Source organism: Streptomyces sp. NPDC048514 (assembly GCF_043199955.1).
GTDB lineage: Bacteria > Actinomycetota > Actinomycetes > Streptomycetales > Streptomycetaceae > Streptomyces.
In genome coordinates this window covers 391,719-414,040 of the sequence record NZ_JBICWT010000002.1, presented here as the reverse complement: position 1 = coordinate 414,040, position 22,322 = coordinate 391,719, and the positions used below count along the sequence as shown (strand labels likewise).

The 22,322-nt window shown below is 71.3% G+C and carries 22 protein-coding genes; 11 read left to right on the top strand and 11 right to left on the bottom strand.

The features are described from left to right. Positions 1–81: 81 nt before the first annotated feature. On the bottom strand, positions 82–825 hold the full coding sequence (locus ACGFT2_RS04685) for a response regulator transcription factor (protein ID WP_393273453.1): 744 nt from the start codon (positions 823–825) through the stop codon (positions 82–84). A gap of 178 nt (positions 826–1,003) precedes the next feature. Here ACGFT2_RS04685 and ACGFT2_RS04680 point away from each other — a divergent pair, with 178 nt between their 5' ends. Beyond that, positions 1,004–2,353 carry a hydrolytic protein gene (locus ACGFT2_RS04680; protein WP_393273451.1) on the top strand — a complete coding sequence of 450 codons (1,350 nt, stop codon included), beginning with the start codon at positions 1,004–1,006 and terminating at the stop codon, positions 2,351–2,353. Between the two features lie 254 nt (positions 2,354–2,607). Here ACGFT2_RS04680 and ACGFT2_RS04675 read toward each other — a convergent pair whose 3' ends face one another. The 5 genes from ACGFT2_RS04675 to ACGFT2_RS04655 form a co-directional block, all read right to left on the bottom strand. Then, a complete protein-coding gene (locus ACGFT2_RS04675) occupies positions 2,608–3,975 on the bottom strand; it encodes a glycoside hydrolase family 5 protein (protein ID WP_393273449.1) in 1,368 nt (455 codons plus the stop codon). 29 nt (positions 3,976–4,004) lie between these two features. Further along, the gene (locus ACGFT2_RS04670) at positions 4,005–4,892 is read right to left on the bottom strand and encodes a carbohydrate ABC transporter permease (protein WP_393273447.1); all 888 of its coding nucleotides are present in this window, start codon (positions 4,890–4,892) and stop codon (positions 4,005–4,007) included. Then, a complete protein-coding gene (locus ACGFT2_RS04665; RefSeq protein ID WP_393273445.1) occupies positions 4,889–5,869 on the bottom strand; it encodes a carbohydrate ABC transporter permease in 981 nt (326 codons plus the stop codon). The genes ACGFT2_RS04670 and ACGFT2_RS04665 overlap by 4 nt, the downstream gene beginning before the upstream one ends. Before the next feature lie 8 nt (positions 5,870–5,877). After that, the gene (locus ACGFT2_RS04660; protein ID WP_393273443.1) at positions 5,878–7,191 is read right to left on the bottom strand and encodes an ABC transporter substrate-binding protein; all 1,314 of its coding nucleotides are present in this window, start codon (positions 7,189–7,191) and stop codon (positions 5,878–5,880) included. Between the two features lie 273 nt (positions 7,192–7,464). Then, positions 7,465–8,250 (bottom strand): GntR family transcriptional regulator, encoded by a 786-nt coding sequence (locus tag ACGFT2_RS04655; RefSeq protein WP_393273441.1) that lies wholly within the window; start codon positions 8,248–8,250, stop codon positions 7,465–7,467. Between the two features lie 328 nt (positions 8,251–8,578). Here ACGFT2_RS04655 and ACGFT2_RS04650 point away from each other — a divergent pair, with 328 nt between their 5' ends. The 5 genes from ACGFT2_RS04650 (at position 8,579) to ACGFT2_RS04630 (ending at position 12,839) form a co-directional block, all read left to right on the top strand. Beyond that, positions 8,579–9,598, top strand: coding sequence for a sugar ABC transporter substrate-binding protein (locus ACGFT2_RS04650; protein WP_393273439.1), 1,020 nt, complete (start codon positions 8,579–8,581; stop codon positions 9,596–9,598). After that, a complete protein-coding gene (locus tag ACGFT2_RS04645; RefSeq protein WP_393273437.1) occupies positions 9,598–10,674 on the top strand; it encodes an ABC transporter permease in 1,077 nt (358 codons plus the stop codon). The genes ACGFT2_RS04650 and ACGFT2_RS04645 overlap by 1 nt, the downstream gene beginning before the upstream one ends. 8 nt (positions 10,675–10,682) lie before the next feature. Beyond that, positions 10,683–11,594 carry an ATP-binding cassette domain-containing protein gene (locus ACGFT2_RS04640; RefSeq protein WP_393273435.1) on the top strand — a complete coding sequence of 304 codons (912 nt, stop codon included), beginning with the start codon at positions 10,683–10,685 and terminating at the stop codon, positions 11,592–11,594. A gap of 1 nt (position 11,595) precedes the next feature. Further along, positions 11,596–12,504, top strand: a complete 909-nt coding sequence (locus tag ACGFT2_RS04635) for a sugar phosphate isomerase/epimerase family protein (RefSeq protein WP_393273433.1) — start codon at positions 11,596–11,598, stop codon at positions 12,502–12,504. Positions 12,505–12,626: 122 nt separating this feature from the next. Then, the gene (locus ACGFT2_RS04630) at positions 12,627–12,839 is read left to right on the top strand and encodes a hypothetical protein (protein ID WP_393273909.1); all 213 of its coding nucleotides are present in this window, start codon (positions 12,627–12,629) and stop codon (positions 12,837–12,839) included. A gap of 79 nt (positions 12,840–12,918) precedes the next feature. On the opposite strand, the gene ACGFT2_RS04625 is transcribed toward ACGFT2_RS04630, so the two are convergent. Together ACGFT2_RS04625 and ACGFT2_RS04620 are read right to left on the bottom strand one after the other, a co-directional pair. Beyond that, positions 12,919–13,923, bottom strand: coding sequence for a Gfo/Idh/MocA family oxidoreductase (locus ACGFT2_RS04625; protein WP_393273431.1), 1,005 nt, complete (start codon positions 13,921–13,923; stop codon positions 12,919–12,921). 138 nt (positions 13,924–14,061) lie between these two features. Beyond that, on the bottom strand, positions 14,062–14,853 hold the full coding sequence (locus ACGFT2_RS04620) for an SDR family oxidoreductase (RefSeq protein ID WP_393273429.1): 792 nt from the start codon (positions 14,851–14,853) through the stop codon (positions 14,062–14,064). A gap of 169 nt (positions 14,854–15,022) precedes the next feature. On the opposite strand from ACGFT2_RS04620, the gene ACGFT2_RS04615 reads away from it, so the two are divergent. Both ACGFT2_RS04615 and ACGFT2_RS04610 read left to right on the top strand, forming a co-directional pair. After that, on the top strand, positions 15,023–16,054 hold the full coding sequence (locus ACGFT2_RS04615) for a LacI family DNA-binding transcriptional regulator (RefSeq protein WP_393273427.1): 1,032 nt from the start codon (positions 15,023–15,025) through the stop codon (positions 16,052–16,054). Between the two features lie 9 nt (positions 16,055–16,063). Beyond that, a complete protein-coding gene (locus ACGFT2_RS04610) occupies positions 16,064–16,672 on the top strand; it encodes a poly-gamma-glutamate hydrolase family protein (protein WP_393273425.1) in 609 nt (202 codons plus the stop codon). On the opposite strand, the gene ACGFT2_RS04605 is transcribed toward ACGFT2_RS04610, so the two are convergent. After that, on the bottom strand, positions 16,636–17,796 hold the full coding sequence (locus ACGFT2_RS04605; protein WP_393273423.1) for a Gfo/Idh/MocA family protein: 1,161 nt from the start codon (positions 17,794–17,796) through the stop codon (positions 16,636–16,638). The two genes, ACGFT2_RS04610 and ACGFT2_RS04605, sit on opposite strands and share 37 nt — an antisense overlap. Before the next feature lie 144 nt (positions 17,797–17,940). On the opposite strand from ACGFT2_RS04605, the gene ACGFT2_RS04600 reads away from it, so the two are divergent. After that, positions 17,941–18,948, top strand: coding sequence for a LacI family DNA-binding transcriptional regulator (locus tag ACGFT2_RS04600; RefSeq protein WP_393273421.1), 1,008 nt, complete (start codon positions 17,941–17,943; stop codon positions 18,946–18,948). On the opposite strand, the gene ACGFT2_RS04595 is transcribed toward ACGFT2_RS04600, so the two are convergent. After that, positions 18,938–19,282: a cupin domain-containing protein gene (locus ACGFT2_RS04595; protein ID WP_393273420.1), complete on the bottom strand. Its 345-nt coding sequence runs from the start codon at positions 19,280–19,282 to the stop codon at positions 18,938–18,940. The two genes, ACGFT2_RS04600 and ACGFT2_RS04595, sit on opposite strands and share 11 nt — an antisense overlap. 129 nt (positions 19,283–19,411) lie before the next feature. Between ACGFT2_RS04595 and ACGFT2_RS04590 the strand changes: the two genes are divergently transcribed. Continuing rightward, on the top strand, positions 19,412–19,927 hold the full coding sequence (locus ACGFT2_RS04590; protein ID WP_393273418.1) for a hypothetical protein: 516 nt from the start codon (positions 19,412–19,414) through the stop codon (positions 19,925–19,927). A 130-nt stretch (positions 19,928–20,057) separates the two neighbouring features. Here the strand turns inward: ACGFT2_RS04590 and ACGFT2_RS04585 are convergent, their stop codons facing one another. Next, positions 20,058–20,636, bottom strand: coding sequence for a TetR/AcrR family transcriptional regulator (locus tag ACGFT2_RS04585; RefSeq protein ID WP_393273416.1), 579 nt, complete (start codon positions 20,634–20,636; stop codon positions 20,058–20,060). Positions 20,637–20,866: 230 nt separating this feature from the next. On the opposite strand from ACGFT2_RS04585, the gene ACGFT2_RS04580 reads away from it, so the two are divergent. Beyond that, positions 20,867–22,294, top strand: a complete 1,428-nt coding sequence (locus ACGFT2_RS04580) for an MFS transporter (RefSeq protein WP_393273414.1) — start codon at positions 20,867–20,869, stop codon at positions 22,292–22,294. Positions 22,295–22,322: the final 28 nt, after the last annotated feature.

Below are 22,322 nucleotides of genomic sequence, written 5' to 3'. Positions count from 1 at the left end.
GGGTGCGACAACGGCGGCGGGGCCGGGCCGGGGGAAGCGCCGACTGCGCTTTCGGGCAGTGCCCGGGTGACCGGACGGCCCTCAGATCAGTCCGTTGCGCAGCGCGTAGCCGACCGCGTGGGCCCGGTTGCGTAACTGCAGCCGGGTGGTGATCTCGTGCAGCACGTTCTTGACGGTGCGTTCGGAGTAGGCGGTCTTCTGGGCTATCTCCGAGGTGTCGAGGCCCTCCGACACCAGGCGCAGCATGTCCGCCTCACGGGCGGTCAGCGTGGACAGGGACAGGCCGTGCGGGTCGAGCGCGGAGCGCTGCAGGCCGCCGACATGGGTGAGTAACCTGCCCAGCAGATCGCCGGGCAGCACACCCTCGCCGTTGGCGAGCGCCAGCACCAGATGCAGCAGCCGGTCCTGGTCCGCCTCGCTACGCCGCAGCACCGCGGACACCCCGCACTCGATCACCCGCTGGAGCGCGGCGGACTCGAACGTGCCGACCACGAGACCGGTCCGGGTGGCGGGGTTGCGCTGCAACCGCTGCAGCAGGGCCATGACCTCGTCGTCCACGGCGTCGACGACCACGACCGAGGTTCGCGCCCGCTCCGCCTCCGCGTCGGGGAGCAGCTCCAGTTCGGGGCGCTGCCGCAGCTGATGGACCACGCCGATGCGCAGCACCAGGTCCTGCGCGTAGACGGCCACGGTCACCCGCTGCGGACGGGCGGCGGGGGCGGGGGCATGGGTGGGACGGGAGGTGGCGGAGGAACCGGGTGAGCCGAGGCCGAGCACGGCCGGGTTCTCTTCCATGGAGCCGGACATGGCGGATTCCAGTTTCATGAGGGGGCGGAGGGAGGGGCGGGGCGAGCGTCGGCGGGAGGCGCCCGGCCGTGACGGAGGGGCATCAACCCTGCTCCTGGACAACGGAGTTGACGTTGGCCGTTCGGGACACGCCGACTGCCCGGGTGTTGCCCTCGCACCTCTCGTGGCGGCGTGGGCCCGGTTCTACCGTCGTGGCGTGACGCCATCTGCAGCCTCTTCCGGCGCCGGAGCAACCGGACTCGACATCCCGGCCGTGACGGTGACGCCGGGTGGTACCGCCTCGACCAGCCTGACCGTCCGCAACGACAGCGACATCGTCGAGGCGTACACCCTGGAGGTCGTCGGCGACTGTGCCGCCTGGGCCACCGTGGAACCCGAGCGGGTCTCGCTCTATCCCGGCACCTCCGAGACGGTCACCATCCGCCTCGCCCCACCGCGCTCCCCGCACGTCCGGGCGGGCGACGTGCCGCTCGGGGTACGGGTGCTGCCGGCCGAGCACCCCGAATCGGTCACCGTGCCCGAGACCACGGTGCACATCGAGGAGTTCCACGAGCTGCGCGCCGAAGTGCTCCCGCGCCGCCGGCGCGGCTGGCTGCGGGGCCGCTACCGGCTCGCGGTGCGCAACGAGGGAAACCGCCCCGCTCGGGTGAACTTCACTCCGGAACAGGCGGGCGAGGAACTGGGCTTCGGGTTCACCCCCGCCGAACTGAGCCTGGAGCCCGGCGAGTCCGCGGAGACCCGGCTGCGGGTGCGGACCGGCAAACCGGTCTGGTTCGGCAGCCCGTTGGTCTGGCCATTCACTGTGCGGATCAGCGACACGACGGTGGCGGAGGAGCCGGGACGGGTGGACACCGTCGTACGGCCGCCGCTGGAGGCCGAGTTCGTCCAGATCCCGATCTTCCCGAAGTGGCTGCTGGCAGTGCTCGCGGCCCTTCTCGCCCTGCTGCTGGCCTGGTTCACGCTCGTCCGGCCTGCCGTGCGCAGCGCCGCCAAGGAGGCCGCCGACGAGGTGGTCCGGCCACGGCCCACGCCGGCCGCGGGGCAGGAGGGGCAGGCGCCGGGCACCGGGTCCGGCGAGGACACCGGCGCGGGCACGGGCGCCCGGCCGGGCGGACAGGGCACGAACTCCTCGCCGGGTACCGGGGGCGAAGGCACCGGCGGTGACACCGGCGGGGCGGCCGGCGGCGGTCAGCAGAGCTCGGCCACCATCGACGTCCAGACGTCCGGCGGACAGAGCAAGCCCGGCACCTATGTGGTCCCGGAGGGGAAGGTCTTCGGCGTCACGGACATGGTCGTGGCCAACTTCCAGGGCGACGAGGGGGTCATGACCATCACCTTCGGCGACCGGAAGGTCACGACGATCGCGCTCGAGACCTTCCGCAATCAGGACTACCACTGGGTCACTCCCATCAAGATCCCCGAGAAGTCCACCGTCACGGTGCAGGTGAACTGTGCGAAGCCCGGGACACCGGCCACGGGCCGTCAGGCACAGCGGTGCCATGAGGTTCTGAACGTGAGTGGAGTGCTCAGCGACCTCGGCCGGTGACGTGGTCTTTCGAACATCGTTCGCCTGGTGTGGCGTGAGGGGAAGGGGAGACTTCCACTCCGTCCGAAAACCGATCTGCGTCGAATGTCCGCCTCCGGCCGCCCCGTTTGGCACTCAGTGCCTGTGCGGGGAGGCCGGAGCGCACCGGTGCGCAGGTCGCACCGGGGTTCGACGCAGTCGCACGATTGGCCTGTTCGAGACCGGTCCCCGGACACCGGCGTCCGGTACCGGTTCCGCCTCTCGCTGACGCCGCGTCAGGCGCGTTCTGCGGTGACGGTCACGAGGCGGCCCGGGACGGCGAGGACCCGCGCTCCGCCCGTCGCCCCGCGCACGACGACCGCGCCGCCGTCGGCCCCGATCCGCCAGGCGCCGGGCGGCATGGACAGTTCGGTGACCCGGGAGCCGTGGGCTGCCGCGCGGTAGGACAGCCGGTACACGCCCCGCACCGCGTCGTAGGCGGCGGAGCGGACCGTGCCCGCGACGGTCTCCGCGTAGGGTTCGGCGGTCAGCTCCTTGTTGACGCGGAAGGTGCCGGCGTCGTCGACCGCGCAGTACCCGCGGCCGTAGCACCACACATAGCCCGCCCAGCCGGAGGCGTAGCGGCCCAGGGAGGCCATCGCGTCACGGTAGAAGCGGTTCATGTGCGGCAGGGAACTGTCGAGCGGGCCCCACTCGCCGATCACCACCGGGACCCGGTACCGCTCCGGGTACTCGGTGACGGCCCGCTCGTACGCCTCGATCCAGCCGGCCCCGGGGTCGTAGTCGGAGCCGGCCTCCATGGCGGTGTCGTAGAAGTGCGGGGCGTACACCACCCGGGGCCCGCGGATGCGCCCGAGGCCGGTCGGTACGCCCTGGCCTACGATGGGGGTGGGCTCGACGAACACCCAGGCGTCCCGGTCGGCCGAACGCACCACGTCCGCGAGCCGGTTGTACATCGGTGTGAGCTGGTCGCGTTCGATCCGGCGCGCGGCCGCGGCCAGGTCCTCCCCAGCGCGCATCTCACCCATGGGCTCGTTGATCAGGTCGTAGCCGAGCACCGCCGGATGACGGGCGAAGCGGCCGGCGAGCGTTCGCCACATCCGGGCCTGGGCGCGCCGGAGGTCCGGGTCGTCGTAGAGATGGGTGAAGGCGCGCTGCACGGCGGGCTCGAAGTACTCGGCGAACCAGTCGTCCGGATGGGCGGTGAACGGCAGTCCGTCGGTCCTGGTCGCCCATGCGGGTACGCCCCGATGGCCGAACGCGGGGCCGAAGACGTCCTGGTGGGCATCGATGACGACCTTCACGCCGTAGCGTTCGGCCCAGTCCAGGACGCGCTCGATCCTCCGCAGATACCTTCGGCTGTACTGTCCCGGCCGGGGCTCCAGGTCGTCCCAGAAGACCAGCAGCCGGGCGAAGTCGAAGCCCTTGGCCCGCATGTCGCGCAGGTGGCGCTCGGTGACACCGGACAGGGCCTCCGCGCCCCGGTGCTCCTTGTCCTCGATGTTCCAGCCGTGCAGGGTCAGGACTCGCCCCTGGCGGTCGGTGAGCCTCGGTATGTCCGGCCCCTTCTCCTTCGCCTCGGCGGTGCCGGGGGCCAGTAGCGCGGCGACCAGCGCACCCGCCGTCAGGATCGTTCGCAGCACGGCAGAACCTCCGTTCGTGAGCGGACGTCTCAGCCTTTGGCGGAGCCCAGGGTCAGTCCGCTGACGAACTGGCGCTGCAGCGCGAAGTAGACGGCCAGGGTCGGGATCGCGGTCAGCAGGGAGCCCGCCGCGACCAGGTTGGGGTCCGTGAAGTACTGCCCGGAGAGGTTGTTCAGAGCCGAGGTGATCGGCATGTTCTCACCGGTCGAGATCAGCACCAGTGCCCAGAAGAAGTCGTTGTAGATCCAGATCGACAGCAGGGTCGCCAGCGCCGCCATCGCCGGTTTGCACAGCGGCAGCGTGATCTGCCAGTACAGCCGCCAGACCGAGGCGCCGTCCACCAGCGCGGCCTCGGTCAGCTCGTGGGGCAGCGAGCGCATGTAGTTGCTCAGCACGAACGCGCAGAACCCGGACTGGAACGCCACGTGGATCAGGACCAGGCCGAGCGCGGAGTCGTACAGCTTGCCGCTCGCGGTGACGCCCGGCAGGTCGGTCAGCAGGTACAGCCGGTACAGCGGGGTGATGATGACCTGCTGCGGCAGCAGGTTGCCGGCCGTGAAGACCAGCAGCAGCGCGAGGTTGAGGCGGAAGTCGAAGCGGCTGACGTAGAACGCGACGCAGGAGGACAGGAACAGCGTCAGCAGCACCGCCGGGATCGCGATGACCAGCGTGTTGCCGAAGTAGTGCAGCATGTCCGACTGCCGGAACGCGTTCGTGAAGTTGTCGAGGTTCAGCGTGTCCGGCCAGGAGACGTACCCCTTGTCGCTGGTCTCGCGGTACGGGCGCAGGGCCGAGAAGACCGCCCACAGCAGCGGGGCGAGCCAGGCCAGGGCCGTGCCGGCGAGGAAGACGTGCAGCAGGACGCGGGCGGGCCGGACCGGGGCGCGCCGCCTCAGCGGGACGGTGGTGCCGCTCATGCGCGCCGCTCCTTCCGGAAGGTGGCGATCAGATAGGGGATGATCACCGCGAGGGAGATCACCAGCAGCACGACGGCGATGGCCGAGCCGTACCCGATGCGGCTGGACTCGCCGATGATGTTGTTGGTGACCAGGATCGACAGCAACTCGGTGCCCTGGGCGCCCTTGTTGAAGACGAAGACCAGGTCGAAGGCGCGCAGCGCCTCGATGACGGTGACGACGAGGACGATCGTGTTGGTCGGGCGCAGCGTGGGGAAGACGACGTGCCGGAACGTCTGCCACTCGCTCGCGCCGTCCAGTGCGGAGGCCTCCCTGAGCGACGGGTCGACGCTCTTCAGGCCGGCCAGGTAGAGGATCATCATGTAGCCGGTGTGCCGCCAGGACGCGGCGACGAGGACCGCCCACAGATTCAGCTGTGGGTCGCCGATCCAGTCGATGTAGTGGCCGGGTTCGTTGGCGCCGACGATGCTGTTGATCAGGCCGGTGTCCGGGTTGTAGACGAGCTGCCAGACGAAGCCGATGCAGGCCATCGAGATGACGACCGGCAGGAAGAACGCGGTCTGGTAGACCCGGCTGAACCGGATCCGCTTGTCCAGCTGCAGGGCCAGGAACAGGCCGAACGGCGTCGGGACCAGGATCAGCACCACGAACCAGACGACGTTGTGCTGGACGGCCGGCCAGAACTGCGGGTTGTCGCTGAAGAGCTGACGGAAGTTGTCCGCGCCCACCCACCGGATCGAGTCGAAGCCGATGCCGTCCCAGCTGGTGAAGGCGAGGAGGATCGAGGCGATGGCGGTGACCCAGACCAGGGCCACGTGCAGCAGGGTGGGCACGCCCGCCATCACGCCGAGCGTGAGGCGGTCCCGGCGGGTCAGCAGCCGGCGGTGTCCCCGTGCGACCCGTTTCTTCCCGGGCGCGGCGCCCGGAAGCGGCACGGCGGCCGGCTCCGGGCTCTTCGTCGTCGTGTTCGTCGTCATGGGACCGCTCACGACGACGCGAAGATGGTCTTCTTCTGGCGTTCGACGGACGACAACAGGCTGTCCACGCCCTTGGGGTTCTGCAGGAACTTCTGCAGTCCGGGCTGCATCACCGTGGAGGTGAAGTCCGGGCGGCTGTCGCGGTCCATGAACTGGGTGAGGCTCTTGGCGCCGCGGATCATCTCGAAGGCCTTCTTCTGCAGTGCCGAGTAGGAGGAGGTGTCGGCCTTGTCCGAGGCGGCCACCACGCTCGGGTCGGTCCTGAGATACAGCTGCTCGGCCGCCGGACTGCCCAGGTACTCCAGCAGTTTCACCACTCCCGCGTGGTTCTTCGGGGACCTGCTGACCATGAAGCCGTCGGTCGGCGCCTCCACGGTCTCCTGGCCGTGGGCGGGGTCGAGCTCGGGGAAGGGGAAGAAGTCGAGGTCGTCCAGGTCGGCCTTGTCCGTGAACTGCTGGGCCACGAAAGAGCCGAGGAGGTACATGCCGGCCTTCTTGGCCACCAGGGTCTGCGCCGCGTCCTGCCAGGTGCGGCCCATGAAACCGTCCTGGTGGTAGGGGAGGATCTCGGTCCAGTGGTCGAAGACGGCCTTCACCCTGGCGTCGGTCCAGGACGCCTTGCCGGCCATCAGCTGGACGTGGAAGTCGTAGCCGTTCAGGCGGAAGTCGATCTGGTCGAAGGTGCCCATCGCGGGCCAGGCGTCCTTGTCGCCGAAGGCGAGCGGGACCAGCCCGTCCTTCTTCATCCGCTTCAGCAGGGCGACGAAGTCGTCCCAGGTGGTGGGGATCTGATAGCCGTGCCGCTCGAAGACGCTTCTGCGGTAGAAGATCGCCCACGGATACGTCGTCATCGGCACGAAGTAGTACTTGCCGTCCTCGCCCTTGCTGAGCTTCCTCATGGCCTCGGGAAATCCGTCACCGATCTTCGCCCACACGTCGTCGACCGGGGCGGCCAGCTTCTTCGCCGCGAAGAACTGCATGCGGTAGCCGGCGAACCAGTTGAACACGTCGTCCGGCGTGCCCTGCAGATACGAATTGATCTGCTCCTGGAAGGTGTTGTGGTCCTTCGTGTTGACATCGACGGTGAGGCCGGACTGCTTCCGGAAGGCCGCGTAGACGCTCTCGAAGGCCTTTTTCGGCACCGCGTCCGAGGCGTTGGAGCCGACGGTGACGGTCTTCGGGTCGGAGGAGGAACCGCTGCCGCCGCAGGCGGACAGCAAGGGTATGCCGGCACCGGCGAGTACGGCGGCGCCGCCCGCTCCGCGTATCAGCGAACGACGGCCGGGGTCCGGGACCGAACGGCCGGAGGGGGAGAGGCGCATGGCGGCTCCTGAGGAATGCAGGGTTCGGCCAAGGGGGTGAGCCGATCACCGAAAGGTCTCCGAAACCGCTCAGAAATCAACTCGACCGAACATCGTGGCCGTAATGACAGCCCCACTTCCGCTCATGCGTCAATAGGCGTGCTCGCACTGGGGGGCCTCTTGCCCGAAACGTAATCGTCGTCGTCATCTGCGACTTCCCACACGCGGCGGACGGACGAGAGCCCCCGTGGTCGGGGCCGCCGCGGGGGCCGTGCGGAGACGGGTGATTCCGTTTCAGGGTCTGACCAGCAGTTGGAAGTCGAAGGCGTAGTGGGAGGCACGGTAGACGTGGCTGCCGTACTCCACCGGCCGGCCGGACACGTCGTAGGCGGTGCGGCGCATGGTGAGCAGTGCCGCGCCCTCCTCCTCGTCCAGCAGCGCGGCCTCCTCGGTGGTGGCGCCGCGGGCGCCGATCGACTGCCGGGCGCTGTGCAGGGTGACGCCCGCGGAGCGCATCATCCGGTACAGCCCCGTCGACTCCAGGCGCTGCGTGGTGAGTTCGAGCGCGGAGGGCGGCAGGTGGTTGCACAGGAGGGCCACCGGCCGGCCGTGGGTGCAGCGCAGTCGCTCCAGCACGGTGACCTCGGTTCCCTCCGTGAGACCGAGGGCCGCGGCCACGTCGGCGCTCGCCGGGATCGGCTCGTTGCGCAGGACCCGGGTGGCCGGGCCCTGGCCGGCCGATTCCAGGTCGTCGTAGAGGCTGCTCAGTTCCAGCGGCCGCCTGACCCGGCTGTGCACGACCTGCGTGCCGACCCCGCGGCGGCGCACCAGCAGTCCCTTGTCGACCAGGGTCCGGATCGCCTGACGGACGGTGGGCCGGGACAGCCCGAGGCGCGCGGACAGGTCGACCTCGTTGCCGAGGAGGCTTCCCGGGGTCAGTGCTCCCCGCCCGATGGCCGCTTCCAGCTGCTGGGCGAACTGGTGGTACAGCGGGACCGGGCTCGCGCGGTCCAGGGCGAAGGTCAGGGAGGTGAGCGCGGAACCGGCCGCGGGCCGGTGAGGATCGCCGGTCCTCGCCATCGCGGCACCTCCTTCCCGGTGGTCCGGTGGTCCGGTGGTCCGGTGGTCCGGTGGTCCGGTGGCCGCCCGGCCGCCGGTGATCAGCCGGTGCCGTCGGGCGTCGACTGCGGTGTACTGGGCAGACAGGAACCGATCGGGTCGTCGAGGCGACTCCTGCCTCTCAAGATGTAGGTGAGCGCCACGAGGATGTCAATGGTTTGTACTTACATTCGGACCACCGCGTGAAATGATGTCTTGACAAAGTATTGACAGCGGGCCCGACAAGGACTTGTATCCCGTCCCAACGCAACAGCGTCCCTCCCCCGTCGCACAGTGAGGTGCAGGAAAGATGGACCGCTCTTCTCGCTCGCGCTCCCGCAGGCCGGTGCCGCTGGTGGCCGCGGCCGCCGCGGCGGCCCTGATCCTCACCGGCTGCGCGAGCAGCCACGGCGGCAAGAAGGCCGAGGAGGCCGCGGCGAACGCCGCGGTCGGCAAGGCCGACACCCCCCGGATGACGGTCGCGCTGATCACCCACCAGGCACCCGGCGACACCTTCTGGGACACCGTCCGCAAGGGCGCGGAGGCCGCCGCGGCCAAGGACAACGTCAAGCTGGTCTACTCGGCCGACCCGAACGCCGGCAACCAGGCCAACCTGGTGCAGAACGCGATCGACCAGAAGGTCGACGGCATCGCCGTCACCCTGGCCAAGCCGGACGCGATGAAGAACGTGATCGGCAAGGCGGAGCGGGCCGGCATCCCGGTCGTCGGCCTCAACTCCGGCCTCAGCGACTGGAAGGACCTCGGTCTGCTGGAGTTCTTCGGGCAGGACGAGAACGTCGCGGGCGAGGCGCTCGGCAAGAAGCTGAACACCACCGGCGCCAAGAAGATCGCCTGTGTGATCCAGGAGCAGGGCAACGTGGGGCTCACCCAGCGCTGCGACGGAGTGAAGAAGACCTTCGAGGGCACCACCGAGACGCTCTACGTGAACGGCACCGACATGCCGTCCGTGCGGTCGACGATCACGGCGAAGCTGAAGCAGGACGACTCCATCGACACCGTCGTCACCCTCGGCGCCCCGTTCGCGCTCACCGCGGTCCAGTCCGTGGCCGACGCGGGCAGCAAGGCCGAGGTCGCCACCTTCGACCTCAACAAGGAACTGGTCAAGGGCGTCCAGAACGGCAGCATCGAGTTCGCCGTGGACCAGCAGCCCTATCTCCAGGGCTATCTCGCGGTCGACGCCCTGTGGCTCTACAAGAACAACGGCAACTACAGCGGCGGCGGCGAGCAGCCGGTGCTCACCGGGCCGGCCTTCGTCGACAAGTCCAACGTCGGCAAGGTCGCCGAGTACGCCGCGAAGGGCACCCGGTGATGCGCATGGCCCCGCAGGCAGAGCCGGCGGTGGGCGAGCCGCCGGCGTCCGGTCCGAAGAACGCCGGCGGCCGCACCGCCCGGCGCCCGCTGGCGCTCCGGCTGCTGGCCCGGCCCGAGGTGGGCGTCTTCCTCGGCGCCGCCGCCGTACTGGTCTTCTTCCTCATCGTCGCCCCCTCGGTCCGCCAGGGCAGCTCGATGGCCACGATCCTCTACCAGTCCTCGACGATCGGGATCATGGCACTGCCGGTGGCCCTGCTGATGATCGGCGGCGAGTTCGACCTGTCCGCCGGCGTCGCGGTGATCACCTCGGCGCTCACCGCGAGCATGGTGAGCTACCAGCTGACCCTGAACGTGTGGACCGGTGTGATCGTCGCCCTGGTCGTCTCCCTCGCGATCGGCGCCTTCAACGGCTGGATGGTGATGAGGACCGGGCTGCCCAGCTTCCTGGTGACCCTCGGCACCTTCCTGATCCTGCAGGGCGTGAACCTCGCCGTGACCAAGTCGATCACCGGCAACGTCGCCACCGACGACATCAGCGACATGGACGGCTTCGACCAGGCCAAGAAGATCTTCGCCTCCTCCTTCGACGTCGGCGGCGTCCAGGTGAAGATCACCGTGATCTGGTGGCTGGTCTTCGCCGCCCTCGCCACCTGGGTGCTGCTGCGCACCAGGTACGGCAACTGGATCTTCGCCGTCGGGGGCAGCAAGGACAGCGCCCGCGCCGTCGGCGTCCCCGTGAGGTTCACCAAGATCTCGCTGTTCATGCTGGTCGGCTTCGGCGCCTGGTTCGTCGGCATGCACAACCTGTTCTCGTTCAACACCGTGCAGTCCGGCGAGGGCGTCGGGCAGGAACTGATCTACATCGCCGCGGCCGTCATCGGCGGCTGTCTGCTCACCGGCGGCTACGGCTCCGCGATCGGCCCGGTCTTCGGCGCCTTCATGTTCGGCATGGTGCAGCAGGGCATCGTCTACGCCGGCTGGAACCCCGACTGGTTCAAGGCCTTCCTCGGCGTCATGCTGCTCGGCGCCGTCCTGATCAATCTATGGGTCCAGCGCACGGCGACCCGGAGGTGAGCGAACCGATGACCGACAACGGAACCGGAACGCACGGCGCCGTCCTGGAGGACACCCCGCCCGCAGCCGGCGGCCCCCTGGTCGAACTGCGCGGCGCGGGCAAGTCCTACGGCAACATCCGCGCCCTGCACGGCGTCGACCTCACGGTCCACGCCAGCCGCGTGACCTGCGTACTCGGCGACAACGGCGCCGGCAAGTCCACCCTCATCAAAATCATCTCGGGGCTGCACCAGCACACCGAGGGCGAGTTCCTCGTGGACGGCCGGCCGGTGCGCTTCTCCAGCCCCCGCGACGCCCTCGGACGCGGCATCGCCACCGTCTACCAGGACCTGGCGACCGTCCCGCTCATGCCGGTGTGGCGGAACTTCTTCCTCGGCTCCGAGCTGACCCGGGGCCCCTGGCCCGTCCGCCGCCTGGACATCGCCCGGATGAAGGCGACCGCCGACCAGGAACTGCGCAACATGGGCATCGTCCTGCACGACCTGGAACAGCCCATCGGCACCCTGTCCGGCGGTCAGCGCCAGTGCGTGGCGATCGCCCGCGCCGTCCACTTCGGCGCCCGCGTCCTCATCCTCGACGAGCCGACCGCGGCCCTCGGCGTCAAGCAGTCCGGCGTGGTGCTCAAGTACATCGCCGCCGCCCGCGACCGCGGCCTCGGCGTCATCTTCATCACCCACAACCCCCACCACGCCTACATGGTCGGCGACCACTTCAGCGTGCTGCGCCTCGGCACCCTGGAGCTGAGCGCGGACCGCAGCGAGGTGAGCCTTGAGGAGCTGACCAACCACATGGCGGGCGGCACCGAACTCGCCGCGCTCAAGCACGAGCTGGCCCAGGTTCGCGGCGTCGACGTGCAGGAACTGCCGGAGGAGGGCGACCTCACCGCACCGGTGGCCAACTCTCCCGAAGGGACCGGCTGACATGGCGCACCCATCCGCTCTCGACCGCATCCGGGTCGGCTCGGCCCCCGACTCCTGGGGCGTCTGGTTCCCCGACGACCCCCGGCAGGTCCCCTGGGAACGCTTCCTCGACGAGGTCTGTGAGGCGGGCTACGACTGGATCGAACTCGGCCCCTACGGCTACCTCCCCACCGATCCGGCGCGGCTCACCGACGAGGTGGCCCGGCGGAACCTGAAGGTGTCGGCGGGCACGGTCTTCACCGGCCTGCACCGCGGCCCGTCGGTCTGGGAGGACACCTGGGCGCACGTCGCCCGGGTGGCCGCGCTCACCCAGGCGATGGGCGCCCGGCACCTGGTGGTGATCCCCTCCTTCTGGCGCGACGACAAGACCGCCGAGATCCTCGAGCCGCCGGAGCTGACCACCGAGCAGTGGGCGCACCTGAGCAAGGGCATGGAGCGACTCGGCCACGAGGTGCGGGAGACCTACGGCCTGGACATCGTGGTCCACCCGCACGCCGACACCCACATCGACACCGAGCACCACGTCGAGCGGTTGCTCGACTCCACCGACCCCGGTCTGGTCAACCTCTGCCTGGACACCGGGCACTACGCCTACTGCGGCGGGGACAGCGTCAAGCTGATCGAGACCTACGGCGAGCGGATCGGCTATCTGCACCTCAAGCAGGTCGACCCGGACGTCCTCGCCGAGGTGGTCGCGCACGAGGTGCCGTTCGGGCCCGCGGTGCAACGGGGGGTGATGTGCGAACCGCCCGCCGGCGTTCCCGAGCTGGGGCCGGTGCTGGAGGCGGCACAGCGGCTCGGCGTGGAGCTGTTCGCGATCGTCGAGCAGGACATGTACCCGTGCGAGCCGGACAGGCCGCTGCCGATCGCGGTGCGCACCCGCCGCTTCCTGCGCTCCTGCGGCGCCTGAGGGGTGCCGCCGTCCTCTGCCGCCGGGGAGGGACCGCGCCCTCGGCGCCCGCGCTCGCAACCGAAATCCTCTGGGGAACGTCCAAGACGGGTACGGGTCGCGACAACCCCGGGGAGGCCGAGTTGACACACCAGGCGAACACCGAGCACGAGCGGCATGTGAGGGACCCGGAAGCGGCGCCGGACACCGCCGAGAGCGCCCGCCGCGCCCGGTTCGGGTCACTGCCGGAGCGGGTGCGGCCCGAGGACGTGGTGGAGACGCGCACCGCCCTGCCGAGGGACCCGGCGCGCGACGCCTACAACCCCGACGAGTGGCTGGTCCGCTACTGCCTCTGAGCCGCGCCGAGCTGGACCGCGCCGCGAGCGAGCAGGCTCCCTGCGCGGTCCGGCACCGTCCGTGGGGCGGACCCGGGGGTCAGGCCCCGCGTGCCTCCGTGAGCGTCACCGGCCGGTGCTCGTGCAGCGAAAGGGTGCAGGCCTCGGCGATCCAGCCCGCCTCCAGGGCGTCCCCGATCGTGCAGGGGGAGGGGCGGGTGCCCGCCACGACCTCGGTGAACGCGGTGAGTTCGGCCCGGTAGGCCTCGGCGAAGCGGTCCATGAAGAAGTCGTGCGGGGTGCCGGCCGGGAAGCTCACACCGGGCTCCACCGAGCGCAGCGGCAGCTTGTCGTCCAGTCCGACGGCGATCGAGTCGGCGAAGCCGTGCAGTTCCATGCGCACGTCGTAACCACGGGCGTTGTGGCGGGAGTTGGAGACCACCGCGATGGTGCCGTCGTCCAGGGTGAGGACCGCGCCGGTGGTGTCGGCGTCGCCCGCCGCCGCGATGTGGTCGGCGCCCCGGTTGCCGCCCACCGCGTACACCTCGGTCACCTCCCGGCCCGTGACCCAGCGGATGATGTCGAAGTCGTGCACGGAACAGTCGCGGAAGATCCCGCCGGACGCGGCGACGTAAGCGGCCGGCGGCGGCGCCGGGTCCAGGGTCGTGCAGCGGACCGTGTGCAGCTCGCCCAGCTCACCGGCCCGCACCGCGGCCCGTGCGGCGGCGAAGCCCGCGTCGAAGCGGCGGTTGTAGCCGACCTGGACCGGGACGTCGTAACCGCGCACGGCCCGCAGCACCTCGACGCCCTCGGCCATGGTGCGGGCCACCGGCTTCTCGCAGAAGACCGGCACGCCTGCCGCCACCCCGGCCCGGATCAGTGCCGGGTGGGCGTCGGTGGCCGCCGCGATCACGAGGCCGTCCACCCCGGCCGCCAGCAGCGCCTGAGGGGAGTCGGCGACCTCGGCCCCGAACCGCTCCGCGGCCGCCTTGGCGGCGTCCGCGAACGGATCGGCGACGACGAGCGACTCGACGGCGTCCAGTCCGGTGAGGGTCTCGGCATGGAAGGCGCCGATGCGGCCGAGGCCGAGGATTCCGATGCGCATACTGCTCCTAGGGTGCGGAAGGGCTTGTGGGGAGGTCTGTTTCCGGGGTGCGGAAGGGGCGGGGAAGGTCGGTTCTCGGGGTGCGGAGGGTTCGCGGGGCCGGCCGGTTTCCGGAGTGCGAGGGGTTCGCGGGGCCGGTCAGTCGAGTCCACCGAGTACGTTCTGGTCCCAGTCGATCACCGAACCGGTGACCACGCCGGAGCGGTCGGACAGCAGGAGGACCACGAAGTCCGCGATCTCGTCCGGCTCCCCGAGCCTGCCCATCGGCAGCCGGGCCGCGGCCCGCTCGCGCCAGTCGTCGCCGGCGCCGTGGAAGGCGCGCTGGGTGGCGTCCTCGCCCTCGGTCGCGGTCCAGCCGATGTTCACGCCGTTGATCCGGATCCGGTCCCAGCGATGTGCGTGCGCGGCGTTCCGGGTCAGGCCCATCAGGCCCGCCTTCGCGGCCACGTACGGTGCGAGGAAGGGCTGCCCGCCGTGCGCCGACGAGGTGATGATGTTGACGATCGTGCCGGGCGCCCCGCGGGCCGTCATGTCGGCGACCGCCGCCTGCATGGCGAAGAACGGCGCCCTGAGGTTGACCGCGATGTGCGCGTCGAACAGCTCCGGCGTGGTGTCCAGCAGCGTGCCCCGGGAGGTCAGCCCGGCCGAGTTCACCAGGCAGTCGATCCGGCCGTAAGCGTCCACGACCTCGGCCACCGAGGCCTTCGCCCGCTCGGCGTCCGCCAGATCGGCCCGCACGAACAGCGCCGTGCCCCCGGCGGCCGTCAGCTCCGCCACCAGGGCCTCGCCCGGCTCGGCCCGGCGCCCCGTCACGGCCACCGCGGCACCCTCGCGGACGGCGGCCCGCGCGATCGCGGCCCCCACCCCCTGGCTGCCGCCGTTGACCAGGACGGCCTTGTCCCGGAGCAGAGGCCCGTCGGGAAGTCGCATGCTCGTCCTCAGCTCTCCCGGCGTTCGCCGCCGGCTCGCAGTTCCGCGCGCAGCCGTCCCGGCGTCCTTCTTTCGGGCACGGGAGCGGCACGGCCCTGCCATTCTTGTCAGTACAAACCCGTCGAACAACCAGCAGACAGCCGTCAAAAACCCCTCAAGGAGCCGGTCCATGGGACACCCGTTCCCGATCCGGGAGATCGCCCGCCAGGCAGGTCTCAGCGAGGCCACCGTGGACCGTGTGCTGAACGGCAGGGGAGGGGTGCGCCGGAGCACGGCGCAGGAGGTCCACCGGGCCATCGCCGACCTGGACCGGCAGCGCACCCAGGTCCGGCTGGTGGGCCGTACGTTCATGGTCGACATCGTGGTGCGGGCGCCCGAGCGGTTCACCACCGCCGTGCGCGGCGCCCTGGAGGCCGAACTGCCCTCCCTGCACCCGGCGGTGGTCCGCTCCCGCTTCCACTTCCGCGAGACCGGACCGGTGCGGGAACAGGTCGCCACGCTGGACCGGATCGCCCGGCGCGGATCGCAGGGGGTGATCCTCAAGGCGCCGGACGTCCCCGAGGTCACCGCGGCCGTCGGACGCCTCACGGCCGCCGGCGTCCCGGTCGTCACCCTCGTCACCGATCTGCCCGCCAGCGGCCGCCTCGCCTACGTCGGCATAGACAACCGGGCGGCCGGCGCGACCGCCGCCTATCTGACCGGCCAGTGGCTCGGCGACCGGCCGGGCAACGTCCTCACCAGCCTCAGCAGCGGCTTCTTCCGCAACGAGGAGGAGCGCGAGATGGGGTTCCGGAGCGTGCTGAGGGCCCGGCAGCCCGCACGCACCCTGGTCGAGATCGGCGAGGGGCAGGGTCTGGACGCCACGCAGTACGACCTCGTCCGCGACGCCCTCGTCCGCGACCCGGACATCCGGGCCGTGTACTCCATCGGCGGCGGCAACGACGCGACCCTGCGGGCCTTCGCCGACCTCGGCCGCGAATGCGCGGTGTTCATCGCCCACGACCTCGACCACGACAACACCCGTCTGCTGAACGAGCACCGGCTGTCCGCCGTGCTCCACCACGATCTGCGCCAGGACCTGCGCGAGGCCTGCCGCCTGGTGATGCGCGCGCACGGCGCGCTGCCCCCGGCCGGCCCGGCGCTGCCGTCCGCGATCCAGGTCGTCACGCCGTACAACCTGCCCGTGCAGCCGGCCGAATGAAGGGACGCGATGATCCGCACCGAACGCGTGGAGATCGAGGGCGTACCGCTGGTCGCGACCCTCGTGCCGGGCAACGGCATCGGGCTGCTGGCACTGCACGGCAGCAACGAAGGGGGCACGGCCGAACTCGCGGACCTCGTGGCGCGCCGCTGCCGGGCCACCAGCCTGGTCTTCACCCAGCCCGGGGCGCGGCGGCCCGTGCACATCCCGTCCCCGCTCATGGCGGCGGACCACTGCGCGCTGCTGCGCAGGTTCCTGGACCGGGTGTCCCTCACGGTGTCCCTGCACGGCCATATGCGCCCCCAAGCCCCGCACAGCCTCTTCCTGGGTGGCCGCAACCGCGCTGCGGCGCTGGTCCTGGCCGAGGAACTGCACGCCCTGGCCCCCCGGTTCCGGGTGGTCACGGATCTGGCGCAGGTCCCGGCCGGCCTGCGCGGCCTGCATCCGAGGAACCCCGTCAACCTCACCCGGCTGGGCGGGGTACAGGTGGAACTGCCGCTGCCGGCCCGGACCACCGGCACGGCCGACACGCCCCCGCAGCCGGTGGTGGACGCCCTCGCCGCCGGTGTCCTGCGGCTCGCTCAGCCGCCGGCGACGTCCACCCAGGAGCCGAGCTGAGCGGACCGCGCCATCGCGTCCAGCACGGCCGCGCTGTGGACGGCGTCCGTCAGCGTCGCGCCGTACGCCGTGCCCTCGGCGACCGAGCGGACGAAGCGGTAGGCCTCGACGACCTTCAGATCGTCGTAGCCCATCGCGTTGGCCGCGCCCGGCTGGAACGCGGCGAACTCGCCGGCGCCCGGGCCGACGTACACCGTGCTGACCGGCTGGTCCTGGTACGTCGTGCCGCGGCTCACCCGTAGTTCGTTCATCCGGCGGAAGTCCCAGAACACCGCCCCCCGGGTGCCGTGCACCTCGAAGCCGTAGTTGTTCTGCTCGCCCACCGAGACCCGGCAGGCCTCCAGCACCCCCCGCGCGCCGGAGGCGAAGCGCAGCAGGCAGTTGACGTAGTCCTCGTTCTCGACCGGGCCCGGCTCGCCGCCGGAGGCGAGGGCGTGACCGGCGGTGGCGCCGGCCGGACGGGCCCGTTCCGGCACGAAGATCGCGGTGTCGGCGGTGACGGAGACGATGTCGCCGAGCAGGAAGCGGGCCAGGTCGGCGCCGTGCGAGGCCAGATCGCCGAGCACTCCGCTGCCGCCGCGCTCCCGCTCGTACCGCCAGGTCAGGGCGCCGTCCGGGTGCGCCGCGTAGTCACTGAACAGGCGGAGGCGGACGTGCGTGACGGTGCCGATCTCACCGGCGGCGATCAGCTCGCGGGCGGCCTCGACGGCGGGCGCGTTGCGGTAGTTGAAGCCGACCGTGCCCTGCACGCCGGCCCCCGCGACCGCGTCCGCGACCGCGCGGGCGTCCCCGGCGGTCAGCCCCACCGGCTTCTCGATCCACAGGTGCTTGCCGGCCTCGGCCATCGTCACACCGATCTCCCGGTGCAGGAAGTTCGGCGCGGTGACGCTGACGGCCCGCACGCGCGGATCGGCGGCCACCTCGCGCCAGTCGCGGGTGGCGCAGGCGAACCCGAACTGCTCGGCGGCCTCCGCGGCCCGCCCGGGCACCTCCTCGGCGACCGTGACCAGCCGCGGGCGGAGCGGGAGCCGGGGGTAGTGGTGCGGAAGCCGGGCGTACGCCTGGGTGTGCACCCGGCCCATCCAGCCGAACCCGACGACCGCGACACCGAGCGCATCCACCATGACAGCACCTCTTTGGACCGGTCCATCTCCTGTCCGGGTCACCATGTCCGGACATGAAGGCGGTGTCAAGCGGTCCAGCCAGGTGCGAGCGCATCAGCCGGGCCCCCTTTGACAGCCCGGCCCGAGCATGGAACGGTCCAACCCATGAGCCGTCCGACGATCCGGGACGTCGCCGAGCGGGCCGGGGTGTCGAAGTCACTGGTCTCCCTGGTGCTGCGCGGCACGGGCCCGGTGCGCGAGCAGAAGCGGGACGCGGTGCTGCGCGCGGTGCGCGAGCTGGGCTACCGGCCCAACGCCGCCGCCCGCAGCCTGAGCGAACAGCGCACGCGAACGGTCGGCGTCCTCCTCGACGACCTGCGCAACCCCTGGTTCGTGGAGCTGCTGGACGGCCTGAACTCCCTGCTCCACACGGCCGGCCTGCACATGCTCCTCGCCGACGCCCGGCTCAACCGGCGGATGGGCCACGATCTCGCCGAACCGTTCCTGGACCTCGGCGTCGACGGTCTCGTGGTGGTCGGCACGGTCCCCGACGCGCACGGGCTCGGCGCGCTCGCGCTGCGGATGCCCGTGGTCGTGGCGGGTGCCCGCGAGCCCCGGCCCCCGGGTGTGGACGTGGTCGCCGGGGACGACGAGCTGGGGGCCCGGCTCGCCACGGAGCACCTGCTCGGCCTCGGTCACCGCCGGATCGCCCATCTCGCGGGCCAGGGCGCCGTCGGAGCGCTGCGCCGGCGCGGCTACGAGGCGGCCATGCGGGCCCACGGTGCCGAACCGCTGGTCGAGCCCGGCGACCTGACCGAGGAGGGCGGCTACCGCGGGACCGTACGGCTGCTCGGCCGAACCGAGCGGCCCACCGCCGTCTTCGCCGTCAACGACATGGCCTCGGTCGGCGCGCTCTCGGCGGCCGGGGAACTGGGCCTGCGAGTGCCGGGCGACCTGTCGGTGGCCGGCTACGACAACACCGGCATCTCCCGGCTGCGGCACGTCTGGCTGACCACCGTCGACACCGCCCCGTACGAGGCGGGGCGGCGCACCGCCCGCTGTCTGCTGGACCGCTTCGAGCGGCCGGAGGGCGAGGGGCGAGTGCACCTGGCCGTACCGACGCTCGAGGTCCGGGGTACGACGGGGCCGCCCGGGGACGGACTCAGAGGTTGATCGCGTAGGCCTTGCGCAGCGTCTCGTGCACGGTCCACGTCGTACGGTCGCCCGCGCGCAGCACCGCCATGTCGCCGGGCCCCACCGTGAGCTTCGGCCCGTCCTCGACCTCGATCGTCGCCGAGCCGCTGATCACCACGAACAGCTCGTCCGCCTCCGTGTCGGTGACCACGCCCGGGGTGATCTGCCAGATCCCGCGGATCTGCCGCCCGTCCGGCGACTCCCAGACGACCTTGCCGGTCACCTCCGGACTGCCGGAGACGATCTGCGCAGGGTCGAGCGGTTCGGGTTCCAGGTCGGCGTCCGGGATGTGGAGTGCGAAGCTGTGCGTCATACGGCCGACCCTAGCGAGGTCCGCCGCCGTGCCGCCGTCGACAGTGTGTGCGGCATCCGGCCTGGTCGGAGGACACTTCGTCGGGCTCCCGGACTGGCGGGGACGCGGGCCGCGGGTGATCGTGGGGACATGGCTGACTCCACGGCCGCCCGCACGGCACCGGCCCGGCACCTCGAAGCGCGCGAGATGGTCCTGTTCGGAGGGGTGTACGGCGCCGTCCTCGCCAGCTCGATGGTCGCGGCGCTCACCCAGTACGGGCACACCTCCGCCGAGGTCCGCGGCTACGACGCCGCGTGGGTGCTGGTGACCGCGTGCGCGTCCGCCCTCGCCCACGGGTACGCCCACTACATCGCCGAGCGTGTCCCGCATCGCCGCTGGGACATCCTGCCCGCCCTGCGCAACGAGTGGCCGCTCGTCGCAGTCGTGCTGCCCACGGCCCTGCTGCTCGCGGGCGCACGGTGGAGGTGGTGGTCCGCGAACGGCGTGGAATACGTGGCGTTCGCGCTCAACATCCTGATCCTGTTCGTGCTCGGCGTCATCACCGCCCGCTGGTCGGCCCGACGCTGGCCGGCCGCCGTGCTCGTCGGCCTGGGCGACGCCCTGCTCGGCGTGATCGTGGTGGTGGCGAACGCACTCATCAAGTAGGGCGGCGACGCGTGCCGGACGGGCGGTGCGTGCCGGACGGGCGGTGCGTGTTGGACAGGCGGTGCGTGCCGGGCGCCGGCGGAGAAACGACCGGAGGCGGGACGCGCGGCGCGGCGGGCCGGCGCGGTGGTCAGCGGCTCGTGCGCACCCCGTCCAGTGCGATCGCGAGGACCCGGTCGCGCTGGGCGTCGTCGTCGAAGACCGTCGCCGTGATGCCGGCGACCATCCGGAGCAGATCACCGAAGTCCATGTCGGCCCGTGCCACGCCCGCCCGCTGGGCGCGCTCCAGCAACGGGCCCCCGGCGGCGTACATGGAGTCGCGGCAGGCCGTGAAGATGTCCGACTCGTTGTCGAGGGCCTCGCGTACGGCCCGCTTGGTGACCATGTAGCCGGCGAACCGGTCCAGCCAGGCGGTCAGCGCCGCCCAGGGCTCGTGCCCGGCCAGTTCCACGGCCGTCCGGCACAGGGCGTTCACCTCGTCCGCGTAGACGGTCTCGAAGAGGTCGCGGCGCGTGGGGAAGTTGCGGTACAGGGTGCCGATGCCCACGCCCGCGCGGCGGGCGATGTCCTCCAGGGAGGCGTCGGAGCCGTGCTCGGCGAACGCCTCGCGGGCGGCGACGAGCAGGGCGTCGTAGTTGCGGGCGGCGTCCCTGCGATGCGGGCGGCGGGTCACCACGATCTCGCCGACGGGGAACGGCGTGGCCGTCACTGCTGCCTCCTGGAAGAGGATGAACGAAGCGGATGCGAGCCTCCGCTCCTTGAACCGGAGGTGTACCTCCGTTACAGTGGAGGGGTTCCTCCACTTTAGCAGTGCGGAGGTGGCTGCGCCGTGGACGGACGCGTCCGGGCGCCTGCCACCGCACCCTGCCGAACGGGCCGCACGGCCCTGCCCACCCTCGCGCACACCCTCCGCGTCACGGATTCCGGAGAGGCTTCTTCATGCCCCGCACGTCCACGCGCCTCACCTTCGCGGTCCTCGCGACCGGTGCGGGCGTGTTCTCCATGCTGCAGTCGCTGATCGCACCGGCCCTGCCGACCGTCCAGCACGCCCTGCACACCTCCCAGTCCACCGCGACCTGGGTGATGACGGCCTATCTGCTGTCCGCCTCGGTCTTCACCCCCATACTCGGCCGCGTCGGCGACCTCGCCGGCAAGAAACGGACCCTCGTCGGCGTCCTGGTGACCGTCCTGGCCGGCTGCCTCGTCGCCGCTCTGGCCCCGAACATCGGCGTGCTCATCGTCGCCCGCGTCGTCCAGGGCGTCGGCGGCGCCCTCTTCCCGCTCTCCTTCGGCATCATCCGCGACGAGTTCGCCGCGGCCCGGGTCAGCGGCAGCATCAGCAACCTCTCCGCGGTGATCGCCGCGGGCGGCGGCGTCGGCATGGTTGCGGCGGGGCCGATCGTCTCCGCGCTCGACTACCGCTGGCTGTTCTGGATCCCGGTCGCCATCGTCGCCGTGACCGTGCTGATCGCCCTGCGCTACGTCCCCGAGTCGCCCAAGAGGGCTCAGGGCAAGGTGAGTTGGTCCGGTGCCGCGCTGCTCTCCGCCTGGCTGGTGGCACTCCTGCTGCCGCTGAGCCAGGCCGGGCAGTGGGGCTGGACCTCGGCGAAGGTGCTCGGCCTGTTCACCGCCGCCGTCGTGCTGTTCGCCCTGTGGCTCACGGCCGAGGCCCGCTCCGCCCGCCCGCTGATCGACCTGCGTGTGATGCGGCAGCCCGCGGTGTGGACGACCAACGCGGCCGCCCTGCTCTTCGGCGCGGGCATGTACGCGATCTGGTCCTTCCTGCCCGGCTTCGTCCAGACACCGTCCGAGGCGGGCTACGGCTTCGGCGCCAGCGTCACCGCCTCCGGCCTGCTCATGCTGCCGATGCTCCTCGCCATGTTCGTCTCCGGAGTCCTCTCCGGCCGGCTGGAACCCCGCGTCGGCGCCAAGGCCCTGCTCACCACGGGCGCCGCCCTGGGCTCCCTGGCCTGCGGCTTCCTCACCCTCTGGCACGACGAGCGGTGGCAGATCGCCGTGGTCGCGGGCCTGTTCGGGCTCGGTATCGGACTGGCCTTCGCCTCGATGGCCAACCTCATCGTGGGCAGCGTCCCGCCCGAGCAGACCGGCGCCGCGACCGGTATGAACGCCAACATCCGCACCATCGGCGGTTCCGTCGGCGCCGCGCTCACCAGCGTCCTGGTCACCGGCCGGCTCCAGCCCTCCGGCCTGCCCTACGCCTCCGGATACACCCACGGCTGGGCCCTGCTGGCGCTCCTCTGCCTGGGCGCGGCCGGCGCCGCACTCCTCGTACCGGTCCGCCGCCCCGCCCGCGTCCTGGACCCCGCTCCCACGGGGGCGGCACGCACACCGGCCCGGGTGCGGTAGTGTTGACCTGCGTGATCACACGGGGCAC

Bases quoted from the DNA above. Each gene is read 5' to 3' on its own strand.
- ACGFT2_RS04685 (WP_393273453.1), bottom strand. From the start codon at position 825: ATGAAACTGGAATCCGCCATGTCCGGCTCCATGGAAGAGAACCCGGCC.
- ACGFT2_RS04670 (WP_393273447.1), bottom strand. From the start codon at position 4,892: ATGAGCGGCACCACCGTCCCGCTGAGGCGGCGCGCCCCGGTCCGGCCC.
- ACGFT2_RS04665 (WP_393273445.1), bottom strand. From the start codon at position 5,869: ATGACGACGAACACGACGACGAAGAGCCCGGAGCCGGCCGCCGTGCCG.
- ACGFT2_RS04660 (WP_393273443.1), bottom strand. From the start codon at position 7,191: ATGCGCCTCTCCCCCTCCGGCCGTTCGGTCCCGGACCCCGGCCGTCGT.
- ACGFT2_RS04655 (WP_393273441.1), bottom strand. From the start codon at position 8,250: ATGGCGAGGACCGGCGATCCTCACCGGCCCGCGGCCGGTTCCGCGCTC.
- ACGFT2_RS04650 (WP_393273439.1), top strand. From the start codon at position 8,579: ATGGACCGCTCTTCTCGCTCGCGCTCCCGCAGGCCGGTGCCGCTGGTG.
- ACGFT2_RS04645 (WP_393273437.1), top strand. From the start codon at position 9,598: ATGCGCATGGCCCCGCAGGCAGAGCCGGCGGTGGGCGAGCCGCCGGCG.
- ACGFT2_RS04640 (WP_393273435.1), top strand. From the start codon at position 10,683: ATGACCGACAACGGAACCGGAACGCACGGCGCCGTCCTGGAGGACACC.
- ACGFT2_RS04635 (WP_393273433.1), top strand. From the start codon at position 11,596: ATGGCGCACCCATCCGCTCTCGACCGCATCCGGGTCGGCTCGGCCCCC.
- ACGFT2_RS04625 (WP_393273431.1), bottom strand. From the start codon at position 13,923: ATGCGCATCGGAATCCTCGGCCTCGGCCGCATCGGCGCCTTCCATGCC.
- ACGFT2_RS04620 (WP_393273429.1), bottom strand. From the start codon at position 14,853: ATGCGACTTCCCGACGGGCCTCTGCTCCGGGACAAGGCCGTCCTGGTC.
- ACGFT2_RS04615 (WP_393273427.1), top strand. From the start codon at position 15,023: ATGGGACACCCGTTCCCGATCCGGGAGATCGCCCGCCAGGCAGGTCTC.
- ACGFT2_RS04610 (WP_393273425.1), top strand. From the start codon at position 16,064: ATGATCCGCACCGAACGCGTGGAGATCGAGGGCGTACCGCTGGTCGCG.
- ACGFT2_RS04605 (WP_393273423.1), bottom strand. From the start codon at position 17,796: ATGGTGGATGCGCTCGGTGTCGCGGTCGTCGGGTTCGGCTGGATGGGC.
- ACGFT2_RS04600 (WP_393273421.1), top strand. From the start codon at position 17,941: ATGAGCCGTCCGACGATCCGGGACGTCGCCGAGCGGGCCGGGGTGTCG.
- ACGFT2_RS04595 (WP_393273420.1), bottom strand. From the start codon at position 19,282: ATGACGCACAGCTTCGCACTCCACATCCCGGACGCCGACCTGGAACCC.
- ACGFT2_RS04590 (WP_393273418.1), top strand. From the start codon at position 19,412: ATGGCTGACTCCACGGCCGCCCGCACGGCACCGGCCCGGCACCTCGAA.
- ACGFT2_RS04580 (WP_393273414.1), top strand. From the start codon at position 20,867: ATGCCCCGCACGTCCACGCGCCTCACCTTCGCGGTCCTCGCGACCGGT.